Annotated in this window: 18 protein-coding genes and 2 pseudogenes; 5 read left to right on the top strand and 15 right to left on the bottom strand. The window is 58.4% G+C overall.

Annotation, left to right across the window (positions count from 1 at the left end):
• Positions 1 to 10: 10 nt before the first annotated feature.
• Entirely contained in the window at positions 11 to 2,020 is a 2,010-nt protein-coding gene (locus AC27E8_RS04420) for an FAD-dependent oxidoreductase (protein WP_487098395.1), read from the bottom strand.
• Between the two features lie 160 nt (positions 2,021 to 2,180).
• Here AC27E8_RS04420 and AC27E8_RS04415 point away from each other — a divergent pair, with 160 nt between their 5' ends.
• Genes AC27E8_RS04415 through aroF form a run of 3 tightly spaced genes read left to right on the top strand, consistent with a single transcriptional unit; the run spans position 2,181 to position 5,989 of the window.
• Complete coding sequence (locus AC27E8_RS04415; RefSeq protein ID WP_487098397.1) at positions 2,181 to 3,785, top strand: AMP-binding protein; 1,605 nt, start codon at positions 2,181 to 2,183, stop codon at positions 3,783 to 3,785.
• A gap of 15 nt (positions 3,786 to 3,800) precedes the next feature.
• Entirely contained in the window at positions 3,801 to 4,961 is a 1,161-nt protein-coding gene (locus tag AC27E8_RS04410; RefSeq protein ID WP_487098399.1) for an acyl-CoA dehydrogenase family protein, read from the top strand.
• Entirely contained in the window at positions 4,958 to 5,989 is a 1,032-nt protein-coding gene (aroF, locus tag AC27E8_RS04405; RefSeq protein WP_487098401.1) for a 3-deoxy-7-phosphoheptulonate synthase, read from the top strand. Before AC27E8_RS04410 ends, aroF begins: the two co-directional genes overlap by 4 nt.
• 112 nt (positions 5,990 to 6,101) lie before the next feature.
• Here aroF and AC27E8_RS04400 read toward each other — a convergent pair whose 3' ends face one another.
• Both AC27E8_RS04400 and AC27E8_RS04395 read right to left on the bottom strand, forming a co-directional pair.
• Entirely contained in the window at positions 6,102 to 6,644 is a 543-nt protein-coding gene (locus AC27E8_RS04400) for a serine O-acetyltransferase (protein WP_487098403.1), read from the bottom strand.
• Positions 6,645 to 6,762: 118 nt separating this feature from the next.
• Positions 6,763 to 7,139: pseudogene (locus AC27E8_RS04395) on the bottom strand (transposase); the annotation flags it as partial.
• A gap of 90 nt (positions 7,140 to 7,229) precedes the next feature.
• On the opposite strand from AC27E8_RS04395, the pseudogene AC27E8_RS04390 reads away from it, so the two are divergent.
• Positions 7,230 to 7,320: pseudogene (locus AC27E8_RS04390) on the top strand (transposase); the annotation flags it as partial.
• A 291-nt stretch (positions 7,321 to 7,611) separates the two neighbouring features.
• Here the strand turns inward: AC27E8_RS04390 and AC27E8_RS04385 are convergent.
• The 12 genes from AC27E8_RS04385 to AC27E8_RS04330 all read right to left on the bottom strand — a co-directional run bounded on the left by AC27E8_RS04385 (position 7,612) and on the right by AC27E8_RS04330 (position 23,360).
• The gene (locus AC27E8_RS04385; protein WP_487098433.1) at positions 7,612 to 8,937 is read right to left on the bottom strand and encodes an O-antigen ligase family protein; all 1,326 of its coding nucleotides are present in this window, start codon (positions 8,935 to 8,937) and stop codon (positions 7,612 to 7,614) included.
• A gap of 203 nt (positions 8,938 to 9,140) precedes the next feature.
• On the bottom strand, positions 9,141 to 9,722 hold the full coding sequence (locus tag AC27E8_RS04380) for a glycosyltransferase (protein WP_487098405.1): 582 nt from the start codon (positions 9,720 to 9,722) through the stop codon (positions 9,141 to 9,143).
• A 950-nt stretch (positions 9,723 to 10,672) separates the two neighbouring features.
• Entirely contained in the window at positions 10,673 to 11,998 is a 1,326-nt protein-coding gene (locus AC27E8_RS04375) for a lipopolysaccharide biosynthesis protein (protein WP_487098407.1), read from the bottom strand.
• Positions 11,999 to 12,281: 283 nt separating this feature from the next.
• The gene (locus AC27E8_RS04370) at positions 12,282 to 13,397 is read right to left on the bottom strand and encodes a glycosyltransferase family 4 protein (RefSeq protein ID WP_487098435.1); all 1,116 of its coding nucleotides are present in this window, start codon (positions 13,395 to 13,397) and stop codon (positions 12,282 to 12,284) included.
• Positions 13,398 to 13,472: 75 nt separating this feature from the next.
• Positions 13,473 to 14,591: a glycosyltransferase family 4 protein gene (locus AC27E8_RS04365; RefSeq protein WP_487098409.1), complete on the bottom strand. Its 1,119-nt coding sequence runs from the start codon at positions 14,589 to 14,591 to the stop codon at positions 13,473 to 13,475.
• A gap of 35 nt (positions 14,592 to 14,626) precedes the next feature.
• Positions 14,627 to 15,766 carry a glycosyltransferase family 4 protein gene (locus AC27E8_RS04360; protein WP_487098411.1) on the bottom strand — a complete coding sequence of 380 codons (1,140 nt, stop codon included), beginning with the start codon at positions 15,764 to 15,766 and terminating at the stop codon, positions 14,627 to 14,629.
• A 70-nt stretch (positions 15,767 to 15,836) separates the two neighbouring features.
• A complete protein-coding gene (locus AC27E8_RS04355; RefSeq protein ID WP_487098413.1) occupies positions 15,837 to 17,174 on the bottom strand; it encodes a UDP-glucose dehydrogenase family protein in 1,338 nt (445 codons plus the stop codon).
• The gene (locus AC27E8_RS04350; protein ID WP_487098437.1) at positions 17,171 to 18,361 is read right to left on the bottom strand and encodes a glycosyltransferase; all 1,191 of its coding nucleotides are present in this window, start codon (positions 18,359 to 18,361) and stop codon (positions 17,171 to 17,173) included. The genes AC27E8_RS04355 and AC27E8_RS04350 overlap by 4 nt, the downstream gene beginning before the upstream one ends.
• Positions 18,361 to 19,236 carry a UTP--glucose-1-phosphate uridylyltransferase GalU gene (gene galU / locus AC27E8_RS04345; protein ID WP_487098415.1) on the bottom strand — a complete coding sequence of 292 codons (876 nt, stop codon included), beginning with the start codon at positions 19,234 to 19,236 and terminating at the stop codon, positions 18,361 to 18,363. Before galU ends, AC27E8_RS04350 begins: the two co-directional genes overlap by 1 nt.
• 46 nt (positions 19,237 to 19,282) lie before the next feature.
• Positions 19,283 to 20,677: a sugar transferase gene (locus tag AC27E8_RS04340; protein ID WP_487098417.1), complete on the bottom strand. Its 1,395-nt coding sequence runs from the start codon at positions 20,675 to 20,677 to the stop codon at positions 19,283 to 19,285.
• A 263-nt stretch (positions 20,678 to 20,940) separates the two neighbouring features.
• Positions 20,941 to 21,561 carry a hypothetical protein gene (locus AC27E8_RS04335; protein ID WP_487098419.1) on the bottom strand — a complete coding sequence of 207 codons (621 nt, stop codon included), beginning with the start codon at positions 21,559 to 21,561 and terminating at the stop codon, positions 20,941 to 20,943.
• 56 nt (positions 21,562 to 21,617) lie between these two features.
• A complete protein-coding gene (locus tag AC27E8_RS04330; RefSeq protein WP_487111341.1) occupies positions 21,618 to 23,360 on the bottom strand; it encodes a hypothetical protein in 1,743 nt (580 codons plus the stop codon).
• A gap of 577 nt (positions 23,361 to 23,937) precedes the next feature.
• Between AC27E8_RS04330 and AC27E8_RS04325 the strand changes: the two genes are divergently transcribed.
• Positions 23,938 to 24,741: a tyrosine-protein phosphatase gene (locus AC27E8_RS04325; protein ID WP_487098440.1), complete on the top strand. Its 804-nt coding sequence runs from the start codon at positions 23,938 to 23,940 to the stop codon at positions 24,739 to 24,741.
• The last annotated feature ends 83 nt before the right edge of the window (positions 24,742 to 24,824 follow it).

Here is a 24,824-nt window from a genome sequence, read left to right as displayed (position 1 = left end):
CCTCCCCGGCTCATCCAATCTCGTACGCGGCCGTCCAGGCCTCGCGAATGGCGCGCGCCGCGTTGATGTCGCGGCTGTCCCGCGCGCCGCCGACCACGTGCACGCGCACGCGCGGCGGGAGCTTCTCCGCCCAGGACGTGTCCTGGGACAGTTGCCCCGTGCAGAGCACCACCTGATCCGCGGGGACCACTTCCTCGCGGCCCTCGCGCGCAATTCGCACGCCGTCTTGCGTGATTTCGAGCATCGCCACGTTCGACACGACGTTCACGCCGAGCCGCTGCATCTCCTGGCGAACCACCCAGCGCGTGCTGCGGCCGATGCCGCGGCCGATGCGGTCGCTTCGCGCGAGCATGGTGATGGTGCGCTCAATGGGCTCTGGCACCGGCAGCCCCTGCTCCTCGAAGAACGCCAGCGCCTCGGGTGTCATGCGCCGCCTGGTGCCGAGGAACACGGCGACGTCACAGCCGATGCCGCCCGCGCCGAGGATGACGATGTTCCGGCCCGGCTGCACGCGGCCCATGAGCAGATCCTGGTACGACACCACGTGCGGCAGATCCTCGCCTGGGATGCCCGGCGCCTTCGGCTTCACGCCCACCGCGACGATCACGTCGTCAAACTCGGCGAGCTGGTCCAGGCTCGGCTCTGTCTGCATTGTAACAGTCACGCCCAGGCGTTCAAGCATGACCTCATAATACCGAATCGTCTCCAAAAACTCGTCCTTGCCCGGGATGCGCGAGGCGAGGCGGAACTGCCCGCCGAGCTCCTTGTCCCGCTCGAACAGCGTGACCTCGTGCCCGCGCTCCGCGGCCGCGCGCGCCGCCTCGAGCCCCGCCGGCCCGCCACCGACCACCGCCACGCGCCGCTTGACCGGTGCCTTGACGCGCGGGCGGAGCGCCTCGTAGCCCGCGCGCGGGTTGACGAGGCAGCTCACGACGCGGTACGGCTTCACGAGCGTGTGGTCCAGGCAGGACTGGTTGCAGGCGATGCACACGTTCAGGCCGTCGCGATCGCCCTCGAGGATCTTCTTTGCGAACTCGGCGTCCGCGAGCCACGGGCGCGCAGGCGCGATGAAGTCGAGGAAGCCGTCCGCCACAAGCTCGTTGGCCACCTCAGGCACGTTCAGGCGATTGGCGGCGAGCACGGGCACGGTGACGTGCTGGCGCACAAACGCGGCGACGCCGGCAAACCCACCGCGCGGCACCACCTGCTGCACCGTGGGCACGGCGGCCTCGTGCCAGCCGATGCCGACGTTGAGCGCGTCCACCCCCGCCCGCTCGAGCGCCTGCGCGAATTGGAGGGTCTCCTCCGGCGTGGTGCTGCCAGGCATGCAGTCGAGCCCGGACATGCGGAAGATGATGGGGTACGCAGGCCCCACGGCGCGGCGCACCGCCTCCACCACTTCGAGGGGCAGCCGCATGCGGCGCTCGAAGTCGCCGCCGTACTCGTCGTTGCGGTGGTTCGTGAGGGGCGACAAGAACTGGTTGAGGAGATAGCCTTCCGACCCCATGATCTCGATGGCGTCAAAGCCTATCTCCTTCGCGGTCCGCGCCGCGTTCGCATAGCCCTCGATGGTACGGCGGATGTCCTCCAAGGTCATCTCGCGGGGCGTCTCGCGCGTGAGCCGAGACGGAAGCGGGCTTGGCGCCACCGCCTGCTGGCCAATCTCCTCCGAAAACGCATACCTGCCCGCGTGGTAGAGCTGAAGCGCGATGCGGCCGCCCACCTCGTGCACGGCCTTCGGCAGTTGCGCCAGCCGTTCCACGTGGCGCGGGTTCGTGAGCACAAACATGTGGCCGCCGCCCTCCGGCAGCACGCACGCGCCGCCCGTGATGATGAGCGCCGCGCCCCCCAGCGCGCGCTCGCGGTAAAAGGCGCACAGGCGCGCCATCATCTCGTCGTCGTCGTGCTCGAGGCCCATGTGCATGGAGCCCATGAGAATGCGGTGCGGAAGCTCCAGTGAACCAATCTTCCCCGGCTGGGCCAGCGCTTCATAGCGCCGTTTCATCCATCTCTCTGGCATGATGTCACCTCGTCCCGGCCGCGCACGTCCCGCGCGGCACGCATGTTTTCGCACCTGGTCTTATAAGCTGATATTAACACCTGGTATTGAATCCGTCGACCGAGCGGTGATAGAATGCTTATCACCAGGTACGAATTTTGTGCGGAAAGGGGCGGCGCCCGTGAGCGCTCCTTTGTTCTTGGATCAGTTCGAAACCACCCTGCGCGACCATCCGGAGCAGATGGCCGTCATCGATCTCTCCGGCGACGAGCCCGTCATGCTCACCTACGCGGAGCTCGACCGGCTTGCGGCGCGCATCGCGGCTCGCCTGCTTCAGCTCGACGTCAAGCCCGGCGAGGCCGTGGCGTATCAGCTTCCGAGCGGATGGCCGTTTGTGGCGCTGACGCTCGCCATCTGGAAGGTGGGCGCCACGCCGTGCCCCATCCTACCCCAGCTTCGCGAGCGCGAGGTGGCCTTCATCCTGAACTCGTCCGAGAGCCGCGTCTTCATCGCGCCGGACGCGTTCCGCCGCTTCGACTACCGGCCGTTGGTCGAGAGCGTCCTGAAGGAAGCGCCGCGCGTCGAACACGCGCTCATCCTGCCGATGGCCCCGTACGCCCCGCTTTCGTCCGATCTCGGCGGACTCCTCGCTTCCGAGGCAGACGCCGAGGCGGCGAAGGAGGCGCTTTCGGCGAGACGTCCTGGGCCGGACAGCCACTCGCAGCTTCTATACACATCCGGCACCACCGGCGAACCGAAGGGCGTGCTGCACACGCACCGGACGCTTTCCGAGGCGCTTCTCATCCACACGCGCACGCTCGGGCTCACGTCGAAGGACCGGATCTGGGTGCCCTCCCCGACCGCTCACCAGACAGGATTTCTCTACGGAATGCTCGTTTCCTTCTATATTGGGGCCCCGGGAATTTATCACGCCATCTGGGACGTGGACAAGGCGCGCGCGGCCATCGAGGAGCACGGCGCGACGTTCGTCCAGGCCGCCATGCCGTTTCTCTCGGACATCACCCGCGCGGACAGGCCGCCTAAGGGGCTTCGGCTCTTCATCGCCACCGGCGCCGCCATCCCGCGCCAGCTCGCGCAGGAGGCGCGCGAAAAGCTTCAGTGCGCCGTCGTCGGCGCATGGGGGTCCACCGAATCGTGCCTCGTCACCGTCGGCCGGCCGTCGGATCCGCCGGAGAAGCTGTGGGGCACAGACGGGCGCGTGCTCGACGGCATGCAGATCCGCGTAGTGGACGAAGAGGGCCGCGAGCTCCCGCCCGGCACCGAAGGCAACTTCCAGGTGAAGACGCCCGCCATGTTCGTCACCTACCTCCACCACCGCGAGTGGTACGAGGCGGCCATGACGCCGGACGGCTTTTTTGACACGGGCGATCTCGCCGTGATCGACGAGGACGGGTATCTGCGCATCACGGGGCGGAAGAAGGACGTGGTGAACCGCGGCGGCGAGAAGATCCCGGTGGTGGAGATTGAAGACCTCCTGTACCAGCACCCGGACATCGCCGACGCGGCCGTGGTGGCCATGCCGGACGAGCGGCTCGGCGAGCGCGCCTGCGCCTACGTGGTGCTGAAACCGGGCGCCAAGCGGCTGGAACTGTGCGACATCACGGATTTCCTCGGCGAGCGCGGCATGGCGAAGATCTACTGGCCGGAGCGGCTCGAGATCATCGACGAGATGCCGCGGACGGCGAGCGGCAAGATCCAGAAGTACGTGCTGCGCCAGGACATCCAGCGGAAGCTGGAGCGCGAGCGCGCCGAGAAGACGGGCTGACGGAGGAAGGTGGCCATGATGCGGACGCTGGACGAGTGGCGGAAGGACGTCGACGCTTACGTGGCGGGCCCGGCCAGGGCTTGGTCCGAGCAGATTGAAGCCACGGGCACGGTGCCCGAAGCCTTGTGGCGAGAGCTTCGCGACGCCGGCTACCTGCGGCTCGCCGCCCCGCCCCATCTCGGCGGGCACGGGCTCAGCTTCACGGATTATTTGGATCTCTTGCGCCGCTTCGCGCACACGCACGGTTCCATCCGGGTCATCGTGCATGTGGCGAACAGCCTGTGGCGATCGCTCGCGCAGAAGGCGACGCCGGATCAGGTGGAGCGGTTTGTGAAGCCGTTTGTCGCAGGCGACATCCGCGTGACCTTCACGCTGACGGAGCCGAATTCGGGCTCCGGCGCGGACCTCAAGACGACGGCCCGGCGCGAGGGCGACGCGTACGTCCTGAACGGCGAGAAGTGGATGATCATCTTCAGCGACGTGGCGGACTACTTTTTGCTCTTCTGCCGGCTCGAGGGGACGTCGGGCGGCGAAGGGACCCTCGCGCTCCTCGTCCCGCGCGACGCGCCGGGCCTCACGATTGAATTCATGGCGCCGGCCATGGGCATCGCGGGCACGGCGCACGGGCACCTTCGCCTGCGCGACTGCCGCGTCCCCGTCGCCAACCGGCTCGGCGAGGAGGGCGACGGCCTCGAGGTGGCGTTCCGCGGGTTTCTCGATCCGTCCCGCACCGCCATTGGCATGACCTGCGTCGGCGCGGCGGAGCGAGCGCTTGAGCTCGCGGCCCAGCACGCCCTCCGGCGCGTCACCTTCGGCCAGCCGCTCGCCAAGCGCCAGATCATCCAGATGTGGCTCGCGGAGATGGCGACGGACATCGAGGCGGCGCGCCAGCTCGTCCTCCACGCGGCGCGGCGGTTCGACGAAGGCCATCCCATCACCGTGGAGGCGGCGATGGCGAAGATGTTCGCCACGGAGATGCTGCAGCGCGTGACGGACAAGGCGCTGCAGATCCACGGCGGGCCGGGGTACTTTAAGTCGAGCGAAATTGAGCGGATTTACCGGGACGCCAGGATGCAGCGGTTCGAGGAAGGCACGTCGGAGATTCAGAAGATGGTCATTGCGCGCGACGTGATCGACAAGGCCAAGCGGGCCTCGGAAGGGAGCGAGCGGAGATGATGGTGATTCGCCACGGGAAGGTGGATTTGAAGCAGGCGTTGGAGAAGGCGGGCCTGGGCGCGTGGGTTCGCGCCCTCTACCCGGCAGGCGCAGGCGTGAGCGTGCTCGCGGCGAAGGAGCCGGGTCTCGCCGAGCGCGTGGCGCGGGTGGTTGGCGTCACCGAAGTGCGCGAAGTGTCGCGGCCGTACGCCCTTGCGAGCCGCGAGTACAAGCCGGATGACACCGTCGTCGAGGTCCGCGGCCACCGCATCGGCGCGGGCGGCGTGACCATCATGGCCGGGCCGTGCTCGGTGGAGTCGCTTGAGAACATCGTCGATGTCGCGAAGGCCGTGAAGCGCCTCGGCGGGCACGTGCTGCGCGGCGGCGCCTTCAAGCCGCGGTCCAGCCCGTACTCGTTCCAGGGCCACGGCGAAGAGGGCCTGAAGATGATGGCCGCGGCGCGCGAGATGACCGGCCTGCCCATTGTCTCCGAGGTCATGGAGCCTGGTCTCGTCGATCTCGTCGCGGAATACGTGGACATCCTGCAGATTGGCGCGCGCAACATGCAGAACTATCCGCTCCTGCGCGAAGCCGGGCGATCCGGCAAGCCCGTGCTCCTGAAGCGCGGCCTCTCGGCGACGATTGAAGAGTGGCTGATGGCGGCCGAGTACATCCTTGCGCAGGGCAACCCGAACGTGATTTTGTGCGAGCGCGGCATCCGCACGTACGAGACGGCCACGCGCAACACGCTCGATTTGAACGCCATCCCGGTGGTCAAGTCGCTCTCTCACCTGCCCGTGCTCGTCGATCCGTCCCATGGCGTCGGCAAGCGCGCGTTTGTGCGGCCCATGGCCCGCGCCGGCGTGGCGGCTGGGGCGGACGGCGTCATCGTCGAGATTCACCCGGTGCCGGACCAGGCGATGTCCGACGCGGCGCAGACCATCGACTACGAGGAGTTCGGCCGCATGGTGCAAGAGGTGAACCGCGTGGCGCAGGCGCTGGCCGGATCGAACGAGGGCGCGAGCGCGCGGGAGATGGTGGGGGTGTGAGGGTCGCGCCATGTCCCTCACACCATAGTACTCTCGCGGTGGCTTGTATGCTGGTCGGTCGGTATAATAAAGGCCCAAGCCGCGATGAAGGCGCCTAGACGCCCCTCATCACCTACGAGTTATCGGTTCCGTCTGGCGTTCGCGCGATCGCAGGGACGCCGACGGCGATGGCTCCCTCCGGAACATCATTGATAACCACGGCGTTTGCGCCAATAGTCGCGTTGGATCCTATCGTTATCTTGCCCAACAGCTTTGCCCCGGCTCCAATCAGCACATTTCTTCCTACCACAGGAAGACCGTCGAGTTCCCCCGGTATGCGTGGGTCGGAGCGCCCTAAGGTCACCCCATGATACAGTATTGTCCCGCGCCCCACCTTAACCCAAGGACCTATTACGAGCCCTATCCCATGAAATATTGCGATTCCGCCTTCCAACTCAGCCCGCCAATCTATATCGATTGAGTAGATTGTTTGGATGATACGAGTAAGAATCATGGGCACAAACGGAACACCTTTTTTCCAGAACCAATGCGCTATGCGATAAAACAAGAGTGCATGAACCCCTCTATTTGATAATAGAGCCATTAATGCATTGGTCTTTGAAACCTTAATGTCTAGTATAACGTCTCGTATAACCCTTTTAAACGAATATGGCAACGGTACCACTCCCAACACCCGTAAAATTGACCTCACACTCTTTGGCCCTTCCCGTGAGCAATCGGCCAAACATTGCCCCAAAGGAAAGTGGGCACTGGCTCCTATGGGTCCCATCAGGTTAAGCCACCTGCTCGATACGATTCGTCCGGTGCATCGCCAGAGCAGGTTCCAACTCTACACTGACGTCGATGTGTGACCTCCTCGATACCCCGCACATGACGCCGTCAAGCGTCAGCCACTCTTCAGCCGTGCAAAGAGCGCTCTACAGCGGTCCTTTCATCATAAAGCATCTTCCATGTGCGAGAGCCGCGATGTGGATTCGCGTATCCACGGACGTCCTCTATTGATGTTCTTCTTCAAGACCATACCGTAATTCGACGCGGAACAGGCAGCCATGCCAAGCGGACAATCCACCTCGCCTGTCGCGTGGCGACAACGAAACTTGAGCCAGCCGCTCTCTGCGCCCCAATGCGTCATTCTGTATCCCGTTGTGCAAGGTCGGGATACCTTGAAGAGGTGCCGCGAGAAATCCGCACAAGATGGCTTCGCGAGAGATAGGCTTGACCCTTTCCCTTTGACGAATGGGTGGAAATTGCCCCTTCGGAGCGACGTGAGCTTTTTTTTCTCCGCGCTCGATCTGGGTCCATATGCCGCGAAGTTGAGAAGTTTGACACCTTAAATTTGATGGATACCATTTTCTTTTTCTCAAGTTGGGCTGAAGTCCTTCTTTGTGCTCGAAAAACCCTTGCCGAACAAGGGCTCGTGATTCCGCAAAAGGCTCGTCTAGAAAATACTACAGCAACTCACCCTACACCACGAATCACTGCTCGGTCGCAACCAACAGTATGCGCGACATGGGCCACTACCGCGTAAATGTTGCGTTCACAGCCCCCAAACGCTGCAACCTTAGACCCTAGATGAGAGGACGGGACAATTTACCAGCTTGGATGCAACACAACGCAAAAACCTAGACTCGTGGCTGCATCGAGCCCTTCACAAGTCGACCCCTCAAACTTTTAAACGAGGGTTGTATTGCGTGAACACCGTCGATCTCCAGTTCTCGCGCGTTCATAGCCAACCCAATCATCACTCCCAGAACTAACAGTATCTGGCCGTATAGTAACGGAGAGTCGACGAATCCATGAACGAATATTGCTGCCGAGGAAAGAAACACACCAACCGGGAGCCATACGACGCCACGTTCCGACTCTTTCATGCTTCTGACAACGTGTATAGCGATGTAAATAACGGTGAATATGAATACACTTGACCCAAGCAGCCCGGTACTCACGAGGACGTTTAGGTACATGTTTTGAGGATGTTGAAAGTGATATTGGTAGTAAATACCTTGATAATAATATCCGAAATTATAATAGCCGATACCAAGCAAAGCGTGATGCTCAAATATAGGTATCGCCCCTCTCCACAGAGCTAGCCGCGACTCCTGAGGCATCAGTTGCATATCTAGGATGTGCTTAATCCGAACTACAACTGAGTACGGGATGAAAGGCATACTGAGCAGCAATACAAAAGGGAGTAATACATAATAAAAGATTGTCTTCCTAGAATGGTACTTTGTCATGATAGCGTAGAGTCCCAGAGCCGTCCCGACACCGATGATCGCACCACGACTGTTATCGACAGCGATAGCAATACATGAGAGGCCGAACGCGAACCACCATGAGGCTGGCGTACCCTTTCGTGCAACAGACGATAATCCAAAAGGAACTACCAAATCCAAAAGAAAGCCAAATGTATTTTTGTTCAAACTTCCAGGATTCATTAAATGAATTGTTATACCAATTGTAAGTACCCAAGGAAGTACACGAAGTAGCTGTTGCGCGCGATGTTTGGACCTAAACTTAACGATTACGTACAGTAGCATAAAGAAAAATGCAACGACAGACTCAAAACCATCCATTGCGTCCTCATCCAACACGTTACTGTGAGTAGACATAGCAATGTGGAGCTGGGTGAACCCAAGGGAAACAACGGTAGACAACATAATAAGCCATATACTTTTTTTATTCTTTGTTCTAAATAAAATGTATGGAGTACTTAAGATCCCAAAAGCTATAATAAACAGCTCGGCGATTTTTACCGGCGTATCTATAAGTTGCGGGACAGAAGGCAGCTTAGCCCCGTAAAACGAAGCAACTGTACACAGGCCTACGAATACGACGGGTGCGAACATGTAGATCATCAACACAGCCAGTATTGCAACAATCCCTACCTCGATCTCCAACGCCTGCTGGCCTGTGCATGCGACCCCGACAATGAAAGCAATCAACACATACAAGAGGAGGGTTCTCCCATCGAAGTTGATTGGCCGAAGTCCTATCGATCCAAGTTTCCTCACTGAGGTAAACCTCTCTTCACCAGTTTAATCACAGGTATGTATGGGATAACTGTGACGCTACTGAAACCCTACTAAACCGGTAGGTAGACGTGCCTAAATTGGTGATTAATTAATTGCTAGAACGCACTCAAACGGACCTAGCGGGACTCTGAGCCCTGTTGATCGCGGCCGGTGACGCTTGCACACCCCCTGTTCATGCTCGCAGGTTCAGAGTGTGACTTCAGGTAGTCCACGAACTCGCATGCTATCCACCCCCAACTCCAGGATTCTGCTCTCGATCGAGCTTCCTTCCCCATGCGAAATAGGTCTAAGGTCACCACCGACGAAAGCGCTCGTGCAAGTCCCAATGCGTCCCCTGCGGTGTAAAGCACGCCGCAAGTCGCATCAACATACTCGGGGATTGACCCGATTGCCGGTGCCACAACAGCACGCGCGGCTGAAAATGCGAGTACTAGAGAGCCTGATGTCGTAATATCTTTGTAAGGCAAGACAACGACATCAGATGTACTGAATAGATCATAAATCATGTCGTCGGGAACGAACTCGTTTCTAATTACTATGTCCTCGCAGCCCTTCACCAACTCCCGGAGCGAGCTCACGTATACCTCTTCACCCCGCCCGACAATCATCAATCTGACGTTCTGTTCTCTCCTCACCATCTTAAACGCCCTAATCAAATCGTCCAGGCCCTTGTACGGAGCCAGTGTGCCAAAGAACAAGATTGTTCTCGTAGAGATCGTACGCTGCGCAGGTGAACCAGGAGGATCTATAGACCGTAGCCGGGGATACGCGTCTATATAATGTCCGTGAGGCACAACGAGAGCGTCGCCGTCCCAACCGTACTCGGTCCGAAGAGCCGAAATGGTGTATCTCGAATGCGCCACAACCTTATCGACTATGTGTTTTAAAAGAACCTTATATCCTAATCTGTCGATAGTCGGATACCTGGAATCGTGCGGCCAAACATTGTGTACTGTCCATACAATTTTTGCTCCACCCGCCTTCAACAGAGCAAAGCCAGACACGATTGCGAGCCAATACATTATCAGAATCAGCCGAGAGCGCGTATGGATTCCGCCAACCCAGTGAAAGTGTATCCATTTGGGCCTTGTCGTATCGACAATCGCCCTACATATGCTTCGGGCTCGCCACCGCAATGGTAAAACCTCAATTTCCTTTTGGCTGCTTACTGCTTCGTAAAACAGATCGGGATACGGATTTCCCATAAGCGAACGAGGCCAAGCATATATTCGGATAGCCCCTGTGTTCATTGCAGTTTTTCACCCCACATTAGCACTTCATTAACACTGTCGTCGCAAACCATGGCGGGTTGGCTCAGCACATTGTAGAACATATCCCTTGGTCTATAGTTGCACGTTCGAGTGGCTGGGGAACAGCTCTATATTCAACCGTTGTATATTTCCAGCGAACCCGCCACGTGTGCTAACCACGTATGAGCTCTGAGCCCGCTCCTATAGTCATGCGATTAGTGCTGACTTTCACACTGAGCAAAGTGATGACGGCCCCGTCGTAATGCTTGCTGAATTGGCGCCCTTCCCGAAGCGCGTAGTGCAGAGCAGGCTGCACATCCTTCTACCCCCGTCTCAACCACACGCTTGCATCCGCACCCAAGACCGTTCTGGCCACCCTTTGAGACCTCATGTTAGTCCTACGCATGGTAAGGTACAGCTTTTTCTTTCAGTCTACGAGCCAAGTTGATTAAGACGCACACCGTACCGAGTACATCTGCCCACTGAGGAACTAAGGAACGGACGGTTAACCGATGAACCTTTTTCGCGTAGGCCACTAATAGTATCGTGAGCCTGCAGACAGAGCCCAACATCAAGGAGCATGCCGCTCCGGCCACACCAAGAACGCGTGTTAAGGCCAGAGACGAACCCATTGTCACCAGAAGAGCCGCTCCTTCACTCAAGCTTCCGATCAGAGCCAATCCCCGTGCACCAAGAGATGTTCTAAGCACATTTGCTTGCCCAGCAAGGATAGTAACACCAAACAAGATTACCGAAGGAGTTATCGCACCTACATATGCATGCCCGAATGTTAGCGGAATCACCCACGGGCAGCTTACACTTCCAACCAACGCTAGCAACGTTGTCGCTATCAACGCGGTTTTCCAGCTAGTCAAAAACGTGGCATGCGCCTCTTCAGACAACAACCCAGCTGAGCGAGCTAACAGGGTTGTACTGATCGCCTGCGGTATAATTCCCACCACGCTCGAGACGCTTTGAGCCGTAGAGAAGTATCCGAGATTCTGCAACGGCATTGTGATTGAGAGTACAATAGGAGTTATGTTGCCGCTCACGACGTCTGATATGGTGGCGCCATGCGCCTTTAAACCGTATAAGGTGACCTCACGCGCAAGCACCTTTCTAAATCGTCCTCGCGTTAGATGCCCCTTGATTGCGGCACCAATGACCAAAAAATTAAACAGGTAAAGAAAAGAGGTATATGCGGCGAGCGCGGTTTCTATTTTGAATTGATCGAGTAAATCTAAGACCGCATAAGAAGCGAACAGTGCGCTCGGCTGCAACACCCGTACGAGATTTGTTAAGCCAAACATCATGTTTGCGTTGAGCGTGCCAGAAGCAACTTGAAAAACTGTTGATAGTGGTATAGAACTAAACAACCAGTATAACTCCCATTTAGGAACAAAACCATCCAGATATGGAATCAGAAATATCACCGACGCTAGGAGTGCTAGAACACCAGCAAATGCAGAAAGCGCCACCGATGTGCAAACTACGTCGGCGTGATCGCCTTCCTTCTCGTTCTTGATCGTGTAGACAGTTGCTTGATAGAAACTAAAATTGAAAAACCAGACCATTATATTATACCACATTAGTATGTTAAAGAATTCGCCCTTGGAATGCGGGCCGAGAACTCGGCTTACAAGTACCCCCCCGAGGAAATTTGCGACCAATGTTCCTGCAAAGCTAGCTGTTGTCCAAAGCGTGGTACTTCGACCAACAGGCATATTCGAGCCCCCACATACGCGAAGTTGGATGCCAGTAATTATTAACCACTTAAGTAAATAAACTTAAGTATCAACCTATTTCCTCTCACCCGGGTGTGCAACCCTGAATACGCCCAAAATAGGTCTCTATCATATACGCGCTTCCATAAACGACAAGAAATATTCCACAACTAATATTAACGACGATTTTAGAGATGGCTTCGCTCATGCATGTAGTCGTACAGAGCGCATCTCTTAGAAATGCATCGTGACCAATTATGACTACAATCAAGGACCATGTAATTCACGCAGAAGCACGAATAAGCTGATCAGCCAGGGTCCTAACGTAGGTTTCGACGTTAAAGTGCGATGCGGTCCTTTCATGTAGCTTCTCTGCAATTCGGAACCGCTCTTCAGGGTTGTCGATTGCCTCCTTAACGCGTTTTGCAATATCAGTCGCGGTCGGGCCGCAGATTAGCCCATGGCTACTGTCAGGCACAATTTCCGTTACCCCGCCGACCCGAGTTGCGACAACCGGTACGCCTAAAAGTGCGGCTTCGAGCAGCACTGTTGGCAACGGGTCCGGACGTTGGGACGGGAGTACAAAGATACAGTGTTCAGGGCAACAGAGGTAATCGGTTAAGGAGTTATATTCCCCCATCAAACTGAATCTTTCTCGCATTCTAGAAGACTCAATCATCTTCCGGAGGTAACCTTCGTAGTTACGACTTTCACTGACATCGCTCGCCACGCCGCCCGCAATCGTGAAGGTCCAGTCGTCGATCTCTTGGGCTACCAACTCCATGGCCTCAATAAACACATGAAACCCCTTCCAAGGGAATAACCATCCCGCGGTTACTACATGATTTCCGCTCAAATGGCGCCTAACGTTTATATTGGGTTGCTTGTAACCGTTATAACACACCTCTACCCTCTCGTGCACTCGACACCATCGACGGACGTCCTTAGCAACACTTTCCGACACACAACTAATAAGCGTTGCTCTCCTCAGTGCGGACGATAAGAGCGCGCGTGCACCTCGTGAGAACGTCGAAAGATTGTCGTGCAGGCGCACCACATGAGGGAAGCGCCGCCCGGCAACCCAGCTACACAGAACATGGGCCTTCACCGAGTTCGACATGATTACGTGTGGCATTAAACGATTGGTTACGGAATGTAGCTCCTTCAACGCATCTGCCGTCTTAACCGCGTCCCGCAAGGTCAAACCATTTCTCGTCGTAGTGATTTCCTTCGCTGCATCAAACGGTACCCACTGCACATCGAGTGATTCCGCCTGAACAGATAACGGCCCTTCCGGCGCCACCAATATGGGATGGATTCTCGACCTGTCCACGTTTTCTAAGAACACTGAAAGAACACGTTCAGCTCCGCCAAGCCTAGCGGAATGATTAACAATCATAACCTTTATTGGATATCTCAAGATTCTGCTCCTTTCTTTTATGTGGGTGTGACGCGAGGTTCGCAGCCAGTGAATTTAGAACTGAAGGATTGACTCCCACGCTGCCACTGCCCCCTCAACGGAGAATTTCTCAGAGACTTGGCTGTATGCCAACGAGGATCGTTCACGGATCTCTGTGCTGGACATCGAAAGCAGATGTATCAGACACCTAGTCAGTTCCCTTGAATCTCCAGGAGGGAACAAAAGGTCTCGCCAAGGTTCTGCAACCACCTCAGGCAACCCACCCACCTCAGCCGCGCAGATCGCGCAGCGCCTCGCTTGGGCTTCTACGGCCACTAAAGGAGCTGCGTCAGGCCCCACGCTCGGCGCCACTACTATCTCGGATGAATCATAGATTTCCGGCATGGAAGATCTGCTGACATATCCAAGCCAAGTGTGCTCGATCCCCGCGCTCATCAGATGTCTCCTCACATTCCGAGCGTACTCGTGTTCATTATTTGTGCCATCGAAATGCAAGGCGCCCGCAATTACAAGCCTAACCTTCGGCTTCATGTGCTCCGGCATTCTTCCCAATGCTTCCACAAGAACGTGCAAGCCTTTTTGTGGTACTATGCGACCGGAAAAAAGGACAGTGCGCCGACCGTTTTCAAGGGGCCGGGTATTCCGCTGAAACCATTCCGATCCGAGTGGATTATAGACAGTTCGAATGGAATGGAATCGTGTCCTCTGGTATATGCGGCGGGTGATATAGTCCGATACGCAGACAATTGTATTCACGTGACGAACGAGCCAGCTGAGCACCTTGTCATGTTCGATCTCGTTGTGAACATGCCAAATAATATTGGATTTGGGGAATATACCTCGGACTACGTCGGCGGAATATATGTCATGGATTACAACATTATCATACTGGATCCCGATGGAGCCTGCCCTCTTCAGGATGGCACGCCTTTTCCTCCAAGTCGCTCGTATGCCCTCTCCGCCCAATGGGTGATCCGCGTGATACCAATGTATTGAGGAAGGCAAACGACTTTGTGCAACAATGGACATGGGAGTCGCGTTTGTCAAAATGCCTACATTCCACCCTCTGTAAGCAAGCGCCGATGCCAAACACTCTATCACAGATTGAATTGCCCCTCCGTGTACAGCGGGAACAGGTGGAGCCCCAGAATTAACAAATAATACACTCGGCATGCCAGACCTCCGTCAATCTCGAAGCGCGAAATCCATTAGACGACAAAACCCGCACCCTCGCGGGACACTCCGCCAATCACGTCGTTGTATACGTGAACATAATTTGTCACTCTATGTTCCCACGTTAACTCGTGTCGATCAACCGTCGCATTCTTCCTCAGAAGTTCAAGCGTGTCCGGCTTGGTGGTATCCTCTACGAAACGCGCCCACACGTCCGGTTCTCTTGCAGGCACGTACCTTCCATTGAACCCGTCCACAATCATATCCAGGATCCCCCCTGTCGGATGCGCAACCACGGGACACCCATGGTACAGACTCTCTGCAACCGACAGTCCAAACGGCTCGAAGGGTGAGCACGCAAGTGTCACGTGCACCAGCCGAAACAACCGCGGGATCAGCCGGTTATCCACCCGCCCAAGAAATGTTACTCGGTCCAATACGCCGATCTGCTCTGCGCACGCAATCCCGTAACGTCGTGGTTCCCCAGCAATCACCATATGGTATCTTTCGGGCAACTCTTTCAAAACCCTTAATAGGAACGGAATGTTGTCCATCTTGTCCAGCCGTCCCACATGGCATAGAAGGATCATGCCCTGGGACAAACGCCTGGAGAGCTGCGTTTCCCACTCTTGCGGCTCGCCACTTGAAGTGTCAACGTAGTTTTCCACATGGATGCCAACCGGACAGACCCGTACGTTGCGCAGCCCCAACTTGTTAGCGTATGAAGCTGCGGCAGTGGTCTTGCACAGGACCGCTTCACACTCGTGCCGCATCAACTGTGCAATCGCGCGAGCTGCCGCAGCCCGCTTCAGGCTCCCGTCTTCGTACTCGCCTAGAGACATAACGAGTGGAACCCTAAGCTTCTTCTTTACCGCGAGCGCAAGCAAGCTACTCGGTGTAAGAATGTCCTGGACCTGGACAATGTTCGGTTCAAATTCTCTTATGAGGTCTATGGCGCCCTTCGGCCAACCAATGTTTCGTGAAATTCCGACCCGCTCACATTCGATCCACTCGACACCCGGGGCCGGTTTCACAGGTGCCGCACCCGGTCCCGACGATATAATCCTTACCTGCCACCCTCGACGCGCCAATTCCCTGCCAAGCCCGATCTCCTGGACATTATAGAAATGTGGATTCACGTATTGTGAAGACCCTCGGAGGATCGCAAGCCGCAAGGCTGTTTCCCCTTCCCTCGTACAGTGCTACCCAAGCGCGCTGAAGTTGTAATCCATAGACGTCGACAGCCTACGATAGGACCGCGGACATTCCCAGGGTTGTTGGTAAACCAGAAGTCGTGCTGCGATGTCCTCGTCCTATACTCGAATACCGAAACCCAGCTGGCAAAGGACCTGCCTGCTCTAGGACATTCCGCCCATCGAACACGAACTTGCTTCTCATCACAGCCCCGACCGCCGCCCAATCAAGGTTCAAGAACTCGCTCCACTCCGTCACCAGAATCGCCGCGTCCGCTCCGCGAAGCGCTTCATATGGATCGGCGAACACAGTGTACCGCTGCTCCATCACTTGAAACGAGCGCACGACGGGATCGCAATGGGCGACCTGACAGCCTCGGCGCTCCAGCTCAGCCGTCAAAGCAATGGCGGGCGACTCCCGGACGTCGTCTGTACCGGGTTTAAAGGCGACACCCAGTAGAACCACGCGGAGCCCGTGCAGATCCCCAAAGTGCGCCTCCAACGCCCGAATAGGAGCCTTCCACTGCTCGGCATTCACCTCGATGACGGCACGCAACAACTTGAATTCGTAATCCACGTCTTGCGCGATATGGGCCAAGGCCTTCGTGTCCTTTGGAAAGCACGATCCGCCGTAGCCAAGTCCTGCTCGCAGAAACGAAGGTCCAATCCGCGGATCGAGCCCCATACCGAACGCCACCTGCGTCACGTCGGCACCCACGCGCTCGCACAGGTTCGCAATCTCGTTGATAAACGAGATCTTCGTGGCCAGAAATGCGTTTGACGCATATTTGATAAGCTCCGCCGTATTGCTGTCCGTGACCACTATCGGGGCGTCGACCCAAGCGTGAAGCTCGCGCAAGCGTACTTCGTCCTCCTCCGACGCAACACCAAACACGAGCCGGTGGGGATGGCGCGTGTCCTCCAACGCAGTTCCTTCCCGCAGGAACTCAGGAACCGAGACCACGCGAAGATCGTCGCGGCCTCGTTCGGACAGCGCCTTACGAATCCTGGTCGCGGTCCCTACCGGGACCGTGCTCTTCATGCCAATCATGGCGCCAGGAGGCAATTTCTGAGCTAGCTCATCCACACAGGCCCAGACCGCCGCAAGATCAACTGAACCGTCTGGGAGCGTGGGCGTGCCAACTGCAATCAGGGCCACGTCAACCGCCTCATGGCTCGAAAGCTCGTTCGCGAAACGCAGACGCCCACTCGCGAGCTGTTCGCGCAGTACGGGTTCCAGCCCCGGTTCAAAAATGGTGCACTCACCGCGGCGCAAGGATTCGACTTTACGCACGTCTTTGTCGATAGCAAGGACATCGTGGCCGCCTTCCGCCATGCAAACCGCGGTCACAAGGCCGACGTATCCTGTGCCCATGACGCATAGGTTCATAAGAGCGCCTCCGTTCCCGTATCATGGACCACGAATGAACCAGCACGCGCGCTGGCACGCCGACGGCGATACGCATCGAGGATGGCCCGGCGGATATCCTCCCGGAACCGTTCCACCGAAAACCGCTCCGCCGTGGCGCGTATCTGCGCGGGATCCCACCGATGCGCATCCACCCGGCTCAGGGCGTCTGCCAGATCCTCTGCATCCGGACGCGTAAAGAAGAGCCCGTTCACGCCCTCAATCACGGTGTCAAGCGCACCGCCCCCGTGGTACGCCACCACCGGCTTTCCCTGCGCGTGCGCCTCTATCGGCGAGATACCGAAGTCTTCTTCGCCTGGAAAGATAAAAGCTTTGCACCGAGCGAGATAGTCCTGTTTCTCCTCCTCAGGCCGAAACCCGAGAAACGTCACCGTGGGGCCCGCCATCTGCTCCAGGCGCTTGCGGTCGGGACCGTCGCCGATGACGACAAGCTGCCAATTGTGGCGTGTACAAGCTTCCACCGCAAGGTCGATCCGCTTGTACGACACGAGCCGCGAGACGACAAGGAAGAATGCTTCCTGCTCGCGATGGAGCATGGGCGGTAATTCGACAGGTGGTGGGATGACGACCGCATCTCGCTGATACACGCGCCGTATCCGCTCCTGCACAGCCCGGGAGTTCGCAATGAAGAGATCCACGTCGCGGGCAGTCCTGACGTCCCAGCGCCTGAGCCACGGCACAAGCAGTCTGGCCATCTCCTTGAGGAGACGCGGTCCTGGCTCTTCCCGAATATACGCGTCGAAGCTCCAGGCGAAACGCATTGGCGTATGACAGTAGCAGATGTGGACGGGCTTCGAGCCGGGAAGTTTCACACCCTTGGCGTAGGCGCTACTCGACGACAACACAATGTCACAGTCTGGGAGCCTCATCGTTCGAAACGCGAACGGATAGAGCCAGAAAAACCACTTGAACTTTCGACGAACGAAAGGTACAAGCTGTATCCAGCTTGTTCGGATAGGTGCCTCGCGCAGCGACGGCCAGCAGCTCTCGGGCTCCCAAAGGGACGTGAAGATGGGCGCATCCGGAAACAGTTCGTGCAGATGGGCGACCACCTTTTCCGCCCCGCCCCGCTGATTCAGATAGTCGTGCACCAACACCACCGACGGCCCGGAATGGGCGCCAACGTCTTCACGCTCGTGGCCAGTCATCACGCCGTACCTTCTCTCGCGTAGTAGCTTTCGAGGAACGCGAAGATGTCGGACCGCACGGCCTCGTCCTGTAGGGCGAACTCCAAGGTGGCCCTGACATACCCGCGTTTATCCCCCACGTCGTACCGTTTGCCTTCAAAGGCGAGGGCGACAAGGCCGGATTGCTGGCATAGAAGGCTCAGGGCGTCTGTCAACTGGATCTCTCCCCCGCGCCCGGGGCCGACGCATTCGAGGATGTCGAAGACATCGGGTGTGAGAACGTAACGCCCGGCTACCGCCAAGTTCGATGGCGCTTCGTGGACCTGTGGTTTTTCCACAAGACGTTCCACACCCCACAGGCCTTCGCGAATGGGGTGCGGCTGAATCACGCCGTAGCGGCCTACCTCGTGCTCATCCACCGCCTGGACCGCGACGACGGATCGACCTGTTTCCTCATGGACCTCAATAAGTTGCCGCAAGCAAGGCGTAGCGCTTACGAACACGTCATCACCAAGGAGCACCGCGAACGGCTCATCCCCTACGAGACGGCGTGCACAGAGTACGGCATGGCCCAGCCCGAGCGGCCGCGCCTGACGGACATAGTGGAAGTGCGCCAGCCGGCTGATGGCACGAATTTCGTCCAACTGAGCATGCGATCCCTTGCGCTCCAGCGCGTCCTCGAGCTCGACGGATGCGTCGAAGTGATCCTCAATGGCCCGCTTCGACCGGCTCGTGACGATGATGATCTCCTCGATGCCGGATGCCACAGCTTCCTCGACGATGTACTGGATGGTCGGCTTGTCCACAATGGGCACCATTTCTTTCGGGATGACCTTCGTCGCCGGTAACAGCCGTGTGCCAAGACCTGCCGCGGGAATGACCGCCTTGCGGATCATGATAACCCCTCATTTCTACGCCGATTTTCGATTGCGAGGCCAGGCATCAGCTCGCGCCATTGCGCCGGATGACAGCCGGGATGGTCTGGAGAATGATCTTCCAATCGTTGAGATACGACCAATTATCAATGTAGTCCATGTCGAGCTGCATCCACTCGTCGAAATCGATGTTGTTCCGACCGCGGACCTGCCAGAGGCAGGTGAGCCCCGGCTTCACGCTCAGGCGCTTGCGGTAGGCGTGATCGTACTCCACGACCTCGTTCGGCAAGGGCGGGCGGGGCCCCACCAGGCTCATCTCGCCCTTCAGCACGTTCCAAAGTTGCGGAAGCTCGTCCAGGCTTGTCTTGCGCAGAAATCGGCCCACGCGGGTCACGCGAGGATCGTTCCGCATCTTGAAGACCGGGCCTGACATCTCATTCATGGCGAGGAGCTCCTGCTTGCGCGCCTCGGCGTCCACAACCATGCTGCGAAATTTATGTATCCGAAAGATTCGCCCCCGAAGACCTACGCGTTCCTGCGAGAAGAACACGGGCCCGCCGTCATCCAATTTGATAGCTATCGCAATGAGTCCGAAGAGCGGGCTCAGGACCAAAAGCCCTATTGCGCTCACCACGATGTCCGTCACGCGCTTGCACAGAACCGCCACCGATGAGTGCGGGATGCCTGGGATGTAAAGGCGCGGCACACCCCCACCGTCCACCACCGTGCCCCGCTCGATGAGCGAGAGCCAGCCGTCCGCGATGAGTTCCACCGTCATGCCCTGTTCTCGACAAGCCAAGATGACTCGCTCCAGCTCGGGATGGCGAAGCGGCAGCGCCAGCACGGCCCCGTCCGCGGGATGGGCAGCGAGGATCTCGCGAATCGCAGCCACGTCACCAAAGTACGGAAGACCTACAGGCGGTTCATCCTGCCCCGACCCCACGAAACCGATGATGCGTATGCCCTGGCCCGGCGACCGCTCCAAGGCATCCAGATATTGCATGACCATCGGCCCCTCGCCGATGATCACCCGCGTCTTCTGATCCCATCCGGCGCGGCGCAACTCATAGAGGACCCACCGCACCCCCAGGCGGTTCAGGCTCATCCCGACGACGACGGTCACAAGATACATGCCTACGAACAACCGGCTCAGGCTGTGCATCTTGAGGGCAAAAGAGAGCAAGGAGACGACAAGCACCGCCACCGTATTCACGCGGAGAATGACTTTGACGTCGTCCCTGTAGTCCGTGAGGCGCCGCACCGGGTATTCCCCAAAGACCAGGAGCGGAACCAACCACGAGATGAGGATGACAACCTCGTACGAAGGCGACGAACCGAACGGGAAGGGCGGGCGACCTCGTATGGACCAGCACACGTAATATTGGAGACAAAACGCCGCGACGAGCGTGAGCGTGTCGAGCAATAGCCCGAAGAGTTTGGCGTTTGACTTGATATACCCCAAGGTACCCCGCCCCCTTTTGCGGGTGTCTCTCTCTTGGCACGCGCTGTCCGCACGGCCTCATGCCCGCGAAGGAAAACCCTCTGTTGTATCATAGCATGCCTTTTTGAGGATTGTTATAGATTCATTGCGCACAAAAGAAATTCGCCTCATTTCTTGCAGGCATACGGTTGGATGCCTTGAATTTCTTGACTCGACTGTGCCTGCCGTCCGACATCAACTGGCGGGTCGGTGTGCTGCGTTCTTGTATACAAAGCAGCAGCGGACTACCCCAACACGGCTTCGAGCGCCGCAATCTGCTGCGGCGTGAAGCGCGACAGGATCTGCGCCTTGATGCGCGCCTTCTCCGCCGGCGTGAGTTTGGAGCGCTCGGCATACAGCCGCGCGTACTCCAGGATCTCCGCCCGCGTGAATCGGCTCAGGATGAAATCAATCGCTTGTTGCTTGGAGTGAAAGACGATGGGCTGGCTCTGCGCCGATGCCGGCGTAGAGGCAACGGACGTCAAGGGCGCCGCAGGAGGCGCCCCGCCCCCGCTTGCAGCGCCCGAACCGCCTGTACGCCCAGCCAAGGAGTCAACGCCTTGGCTTGGCGCGGTCCCTTGGCTTGGCGCAGACGGGCTCGTGGACCCAGGCGGCGTCCGGAGCGCTCCCTTGGAAGTAAGGGACGTGTTCGACTCTGTGGCCAGCGCATGTTCCAGCTCTCCGGCGGAGCGTCCATACGCCTGCCGCATCACGGCAGCCACTTCCCGCTTCACGGCCGGATCGCTCAATACGGTCGCGGCCACGTGCTCGGCGGCTGCTTCTTCGAGCCGATGATACGCATACCATCCACCCGAACCCAGGGCGACGACGGCGCATGCCGCCACCGCCCACCAGCGACGCTTCATCTACCCATCCACCATCTTTCCTAACGCCGCAAGGTCCTTGTGAAACCGTGTGAGCTTCACAGGGTCAGCTTCCCTTGAACGTACGCCTGAGCAGCCGCCCAAATCAGCGCGTCCATGCCTGCCCCATTCGGATCAACCGGCCCGACGGCGGAGTTCGCCCCGTGCTCCATGTTGTTCCAAATGGTCGGAATATCGTTGATGCTGAGCCCAATCTGGCCGAGGAGCCCCTTGAACTTCGGATTTTCCGACACAGCGGTCTTCAGGGCGTTCACGACGGCCTGCTGCAGGGCGGTTTGCTGCGACGCGCCGCTGCTGTTGCTCGTGAGAATCGTCACCACCTGGCCCACGACGGCGGACTTGAAGCTCTCAAAGAACTGATACAGATCCGACATGGTGATGGACGGATACAGCTTCTGCAAGTCGGTGAGAATGGTCTGCACGTTGCCGGACGTCGTAGATGTGTCCTGGCTCAAAAGCGCGTACGACATCTGCTGGACGATGTCCTGCACCACGGATGCGGCCAATTGCTGCTCCTGCGCAGACACCTGAACGTCCGTCGCGCTTCGTCCGGTGTAGAGCATGGCCACCCAGCCGGCTTGATTCAGGTTGTGCGCATTGATCTCAGCGGTTTGAACCGCCTGGAGCTTGGTAGGATTCGTCTCCAGTTCGCTGTGCATGATCTGGAGGTCGCTCACCATTTTGCTCAGCGCCTGATTTTCAGGCGAGGTGCCACCTGTGCCACCTGTGCCACCTGTGCCACCTGTGCCACCTGTGCCACCTGTGCCACCTGTGCCACCTGTGCCACCTGTGCCACCTGTGCCACCTGTGCCACCTGTGCCACCTGTGCCACCTGTGCCACCTGTGCCACCCGAGCCACCCGAGCCACCCGAGCCTTGACCTTGACCTGTACTAGTCGAGCCGCTGACTTGGACCGAGCCGCTGGACGCCTTGACCTGGCCGGAGCCCGTCACGGTCACAGGCTGATTCGAGCGGTTAACCAGCTCGTCGATGACGCCGTCGTTCTCGAGCGCCTTCACAGTGATCCCTGACGCCACCTCCAGCGTCGAAACTTCAGCATTTTGAGCAATGGAAACGGAGGCGCCGGAGGCGAGCAGGACCAACGAGTGGACTGAAGCCTCGACGTTGAGCGCCGCGTTTTGCGCAAGGACGTTCACCGCGCCAAAACCACCGCCCGAAAGCGACAGGCTCGCTGCCGTGCGGTCATTGAGCACCATGACCGTGGAATTCGAACTCGACACGAGCACCGCTGCGTTCGGATCCGTCGCCAGCACCACCATCTGCCCAATGGCGGAGCCCTCCAGTTCAAGCGCGACAGCGCTCGAGGAGTGCACATCAATGACCGGGGCGCTCACGCCAATCAGATGCACCGAGTGAGAGGCGCCTGACAGAACGACGATTTTGCCGGAGACCGACACGTTTTGAAGCGTCACGGAGCCGTCCGCGCCGGGATCGACATACACGTTGCCATCCACCTGAAGGTTGCGCAACACGACGCCGTTTCCGACGACGGTCACATCTCGCCTGATGACCTGACTACCGCGCTCAGGCCCCAGCGTGCCGCTGCGCACTACCTGCGAAGGGGTCAACGCCCACTGATGACGCGAACCATTCCAACTGTTTTGAATCCCGAGATCGTTCAGGATCTGCTGCAGGTAATAGATGGGCGCATAGACGGTTGCGACTCCATGCGATCCCGACGCCGGATCGATATGTACTTCCGTGTTGAATTTTTTTACGACTTGTCCATCGAGCAGGACCGTGGTATTTCCCGACCCCACCGTTAGATTCCGATGTGTCCACGTTGCTCGTCTGTGATTTCAGGGACCAGGTGTGCGTGACGCCGTTCCACGTCGCCGAGATGCCGAGTTTGGCAAGAAGCTCATCCAGGTAGTAGAGTGGCATGTAGGTCGTGACGTGGCTGCCGTCCGAAGTGGCCCAGGCATACGCGCGGAGCGTGCCACCACCTGTGATAGAAATTGTGGCTGGCGCAGAGCGAGACGCTGCCGGCGCAGCAAACGTTGTCACCGAAGGTGCCATCGCCCCGAGGACAATGGAAGTCGCCGCCGCAAGCGCCAACGGCCTGTGTTTCCAAATCGACATTCCGTATACCCCCTACATTTTCGCGGAACGAACCTTTGCGTAGCGAGATAAGATTGGAAAGGTTGGTTGTGGGTTCGTGACGCTCTCCAAGGGTTCCTGACATTCACAAAATACTACAGGAACGTTCTGACGGCAATAGTTTTTTGATGCCTCGCTCGGGTCAAATTTCGGCCCGCTCTTCTTGGGCATAAAACTCTATGCGAGAAAAGGCGTCTTTAGTAGAATAGAGGAGTCTGACAAAAGCGAGGGTTCGAAATGTCCACGGTCCTGACTGACATCCACATCCATCTGCTTCCCGGCGTCGACGATGGGCCGAGTACCCTGGATGAGGCCTTGCAGTTGGTCGACGCACTCGTGGTGAACGGCGTGCGTCAGGTCATCGCGACACCGCACCGGTTCCACCCGCGCATGCACAACGTTGGCACCGAGGCAGAGCATGCCATCGAGCGTGCCTACAGGCGCGTCCAGGCGGCCGCGAGAGAGCGAGGCCTTGCCATGCAACTTGGCGCCGAACTGTACGCATCCGACTTCCTGAAAGACGCCCTTGTTCAGGACAAGGTGGCCACGCTGGGAGCGACGGGATACGCGCTGATTGAATTTTCGCCCCTCGAGGATTTCGCTCACCGCGATGTCGAGGCGTACATCCACGAGCTCATCATCCGCGGGTTCCGCCCCATCATCGCTCATCCGGAGCGCTATGGCTGGGCGCGGCGTGAAGTGCGCCTTCTCGAGGCACTGGTGGAACAAGGCGCTTATCTGCAGATCACGGCCGGGGCGCTCCTGCCAGGCCCCCGCCGCGACGCCGGTGCGTGGGCGTGGGAACTCGTCGAGCGCGGCCTCGCCCATGTGCTCGCATCCGATTCGCACGGTGTCGAGCGCCGACCTCCCAGGCTTCGCGAAGCGTACGACGCCGTGGAGATGCGCCTCGGCCCTCAAGTCGCCGCTCGGCTGATGGAAAACGCGGAGCGAGTATGGAACGGCGAAGAGATGGCCTGTATCGAGCCGGTGATGGTGAGACGACGAACCGTTCATCAGCTGTGGTCGATGATCAGGCGATAAACGCCATCGCCGAAACAGGAATCGTGACACATTCTGTCGAATGACATTTCGTCTGTTGCCACCCATCCTCGCGACTGAAACAG

Source organism: Alicyclobacillus sp. CIJ1 (genome assembly GCF_057538885.1).
Note: the sequence above shows the minus strand (reverse complement) of the source record. Positions and strands in the feature narration are given on the sequence as shown.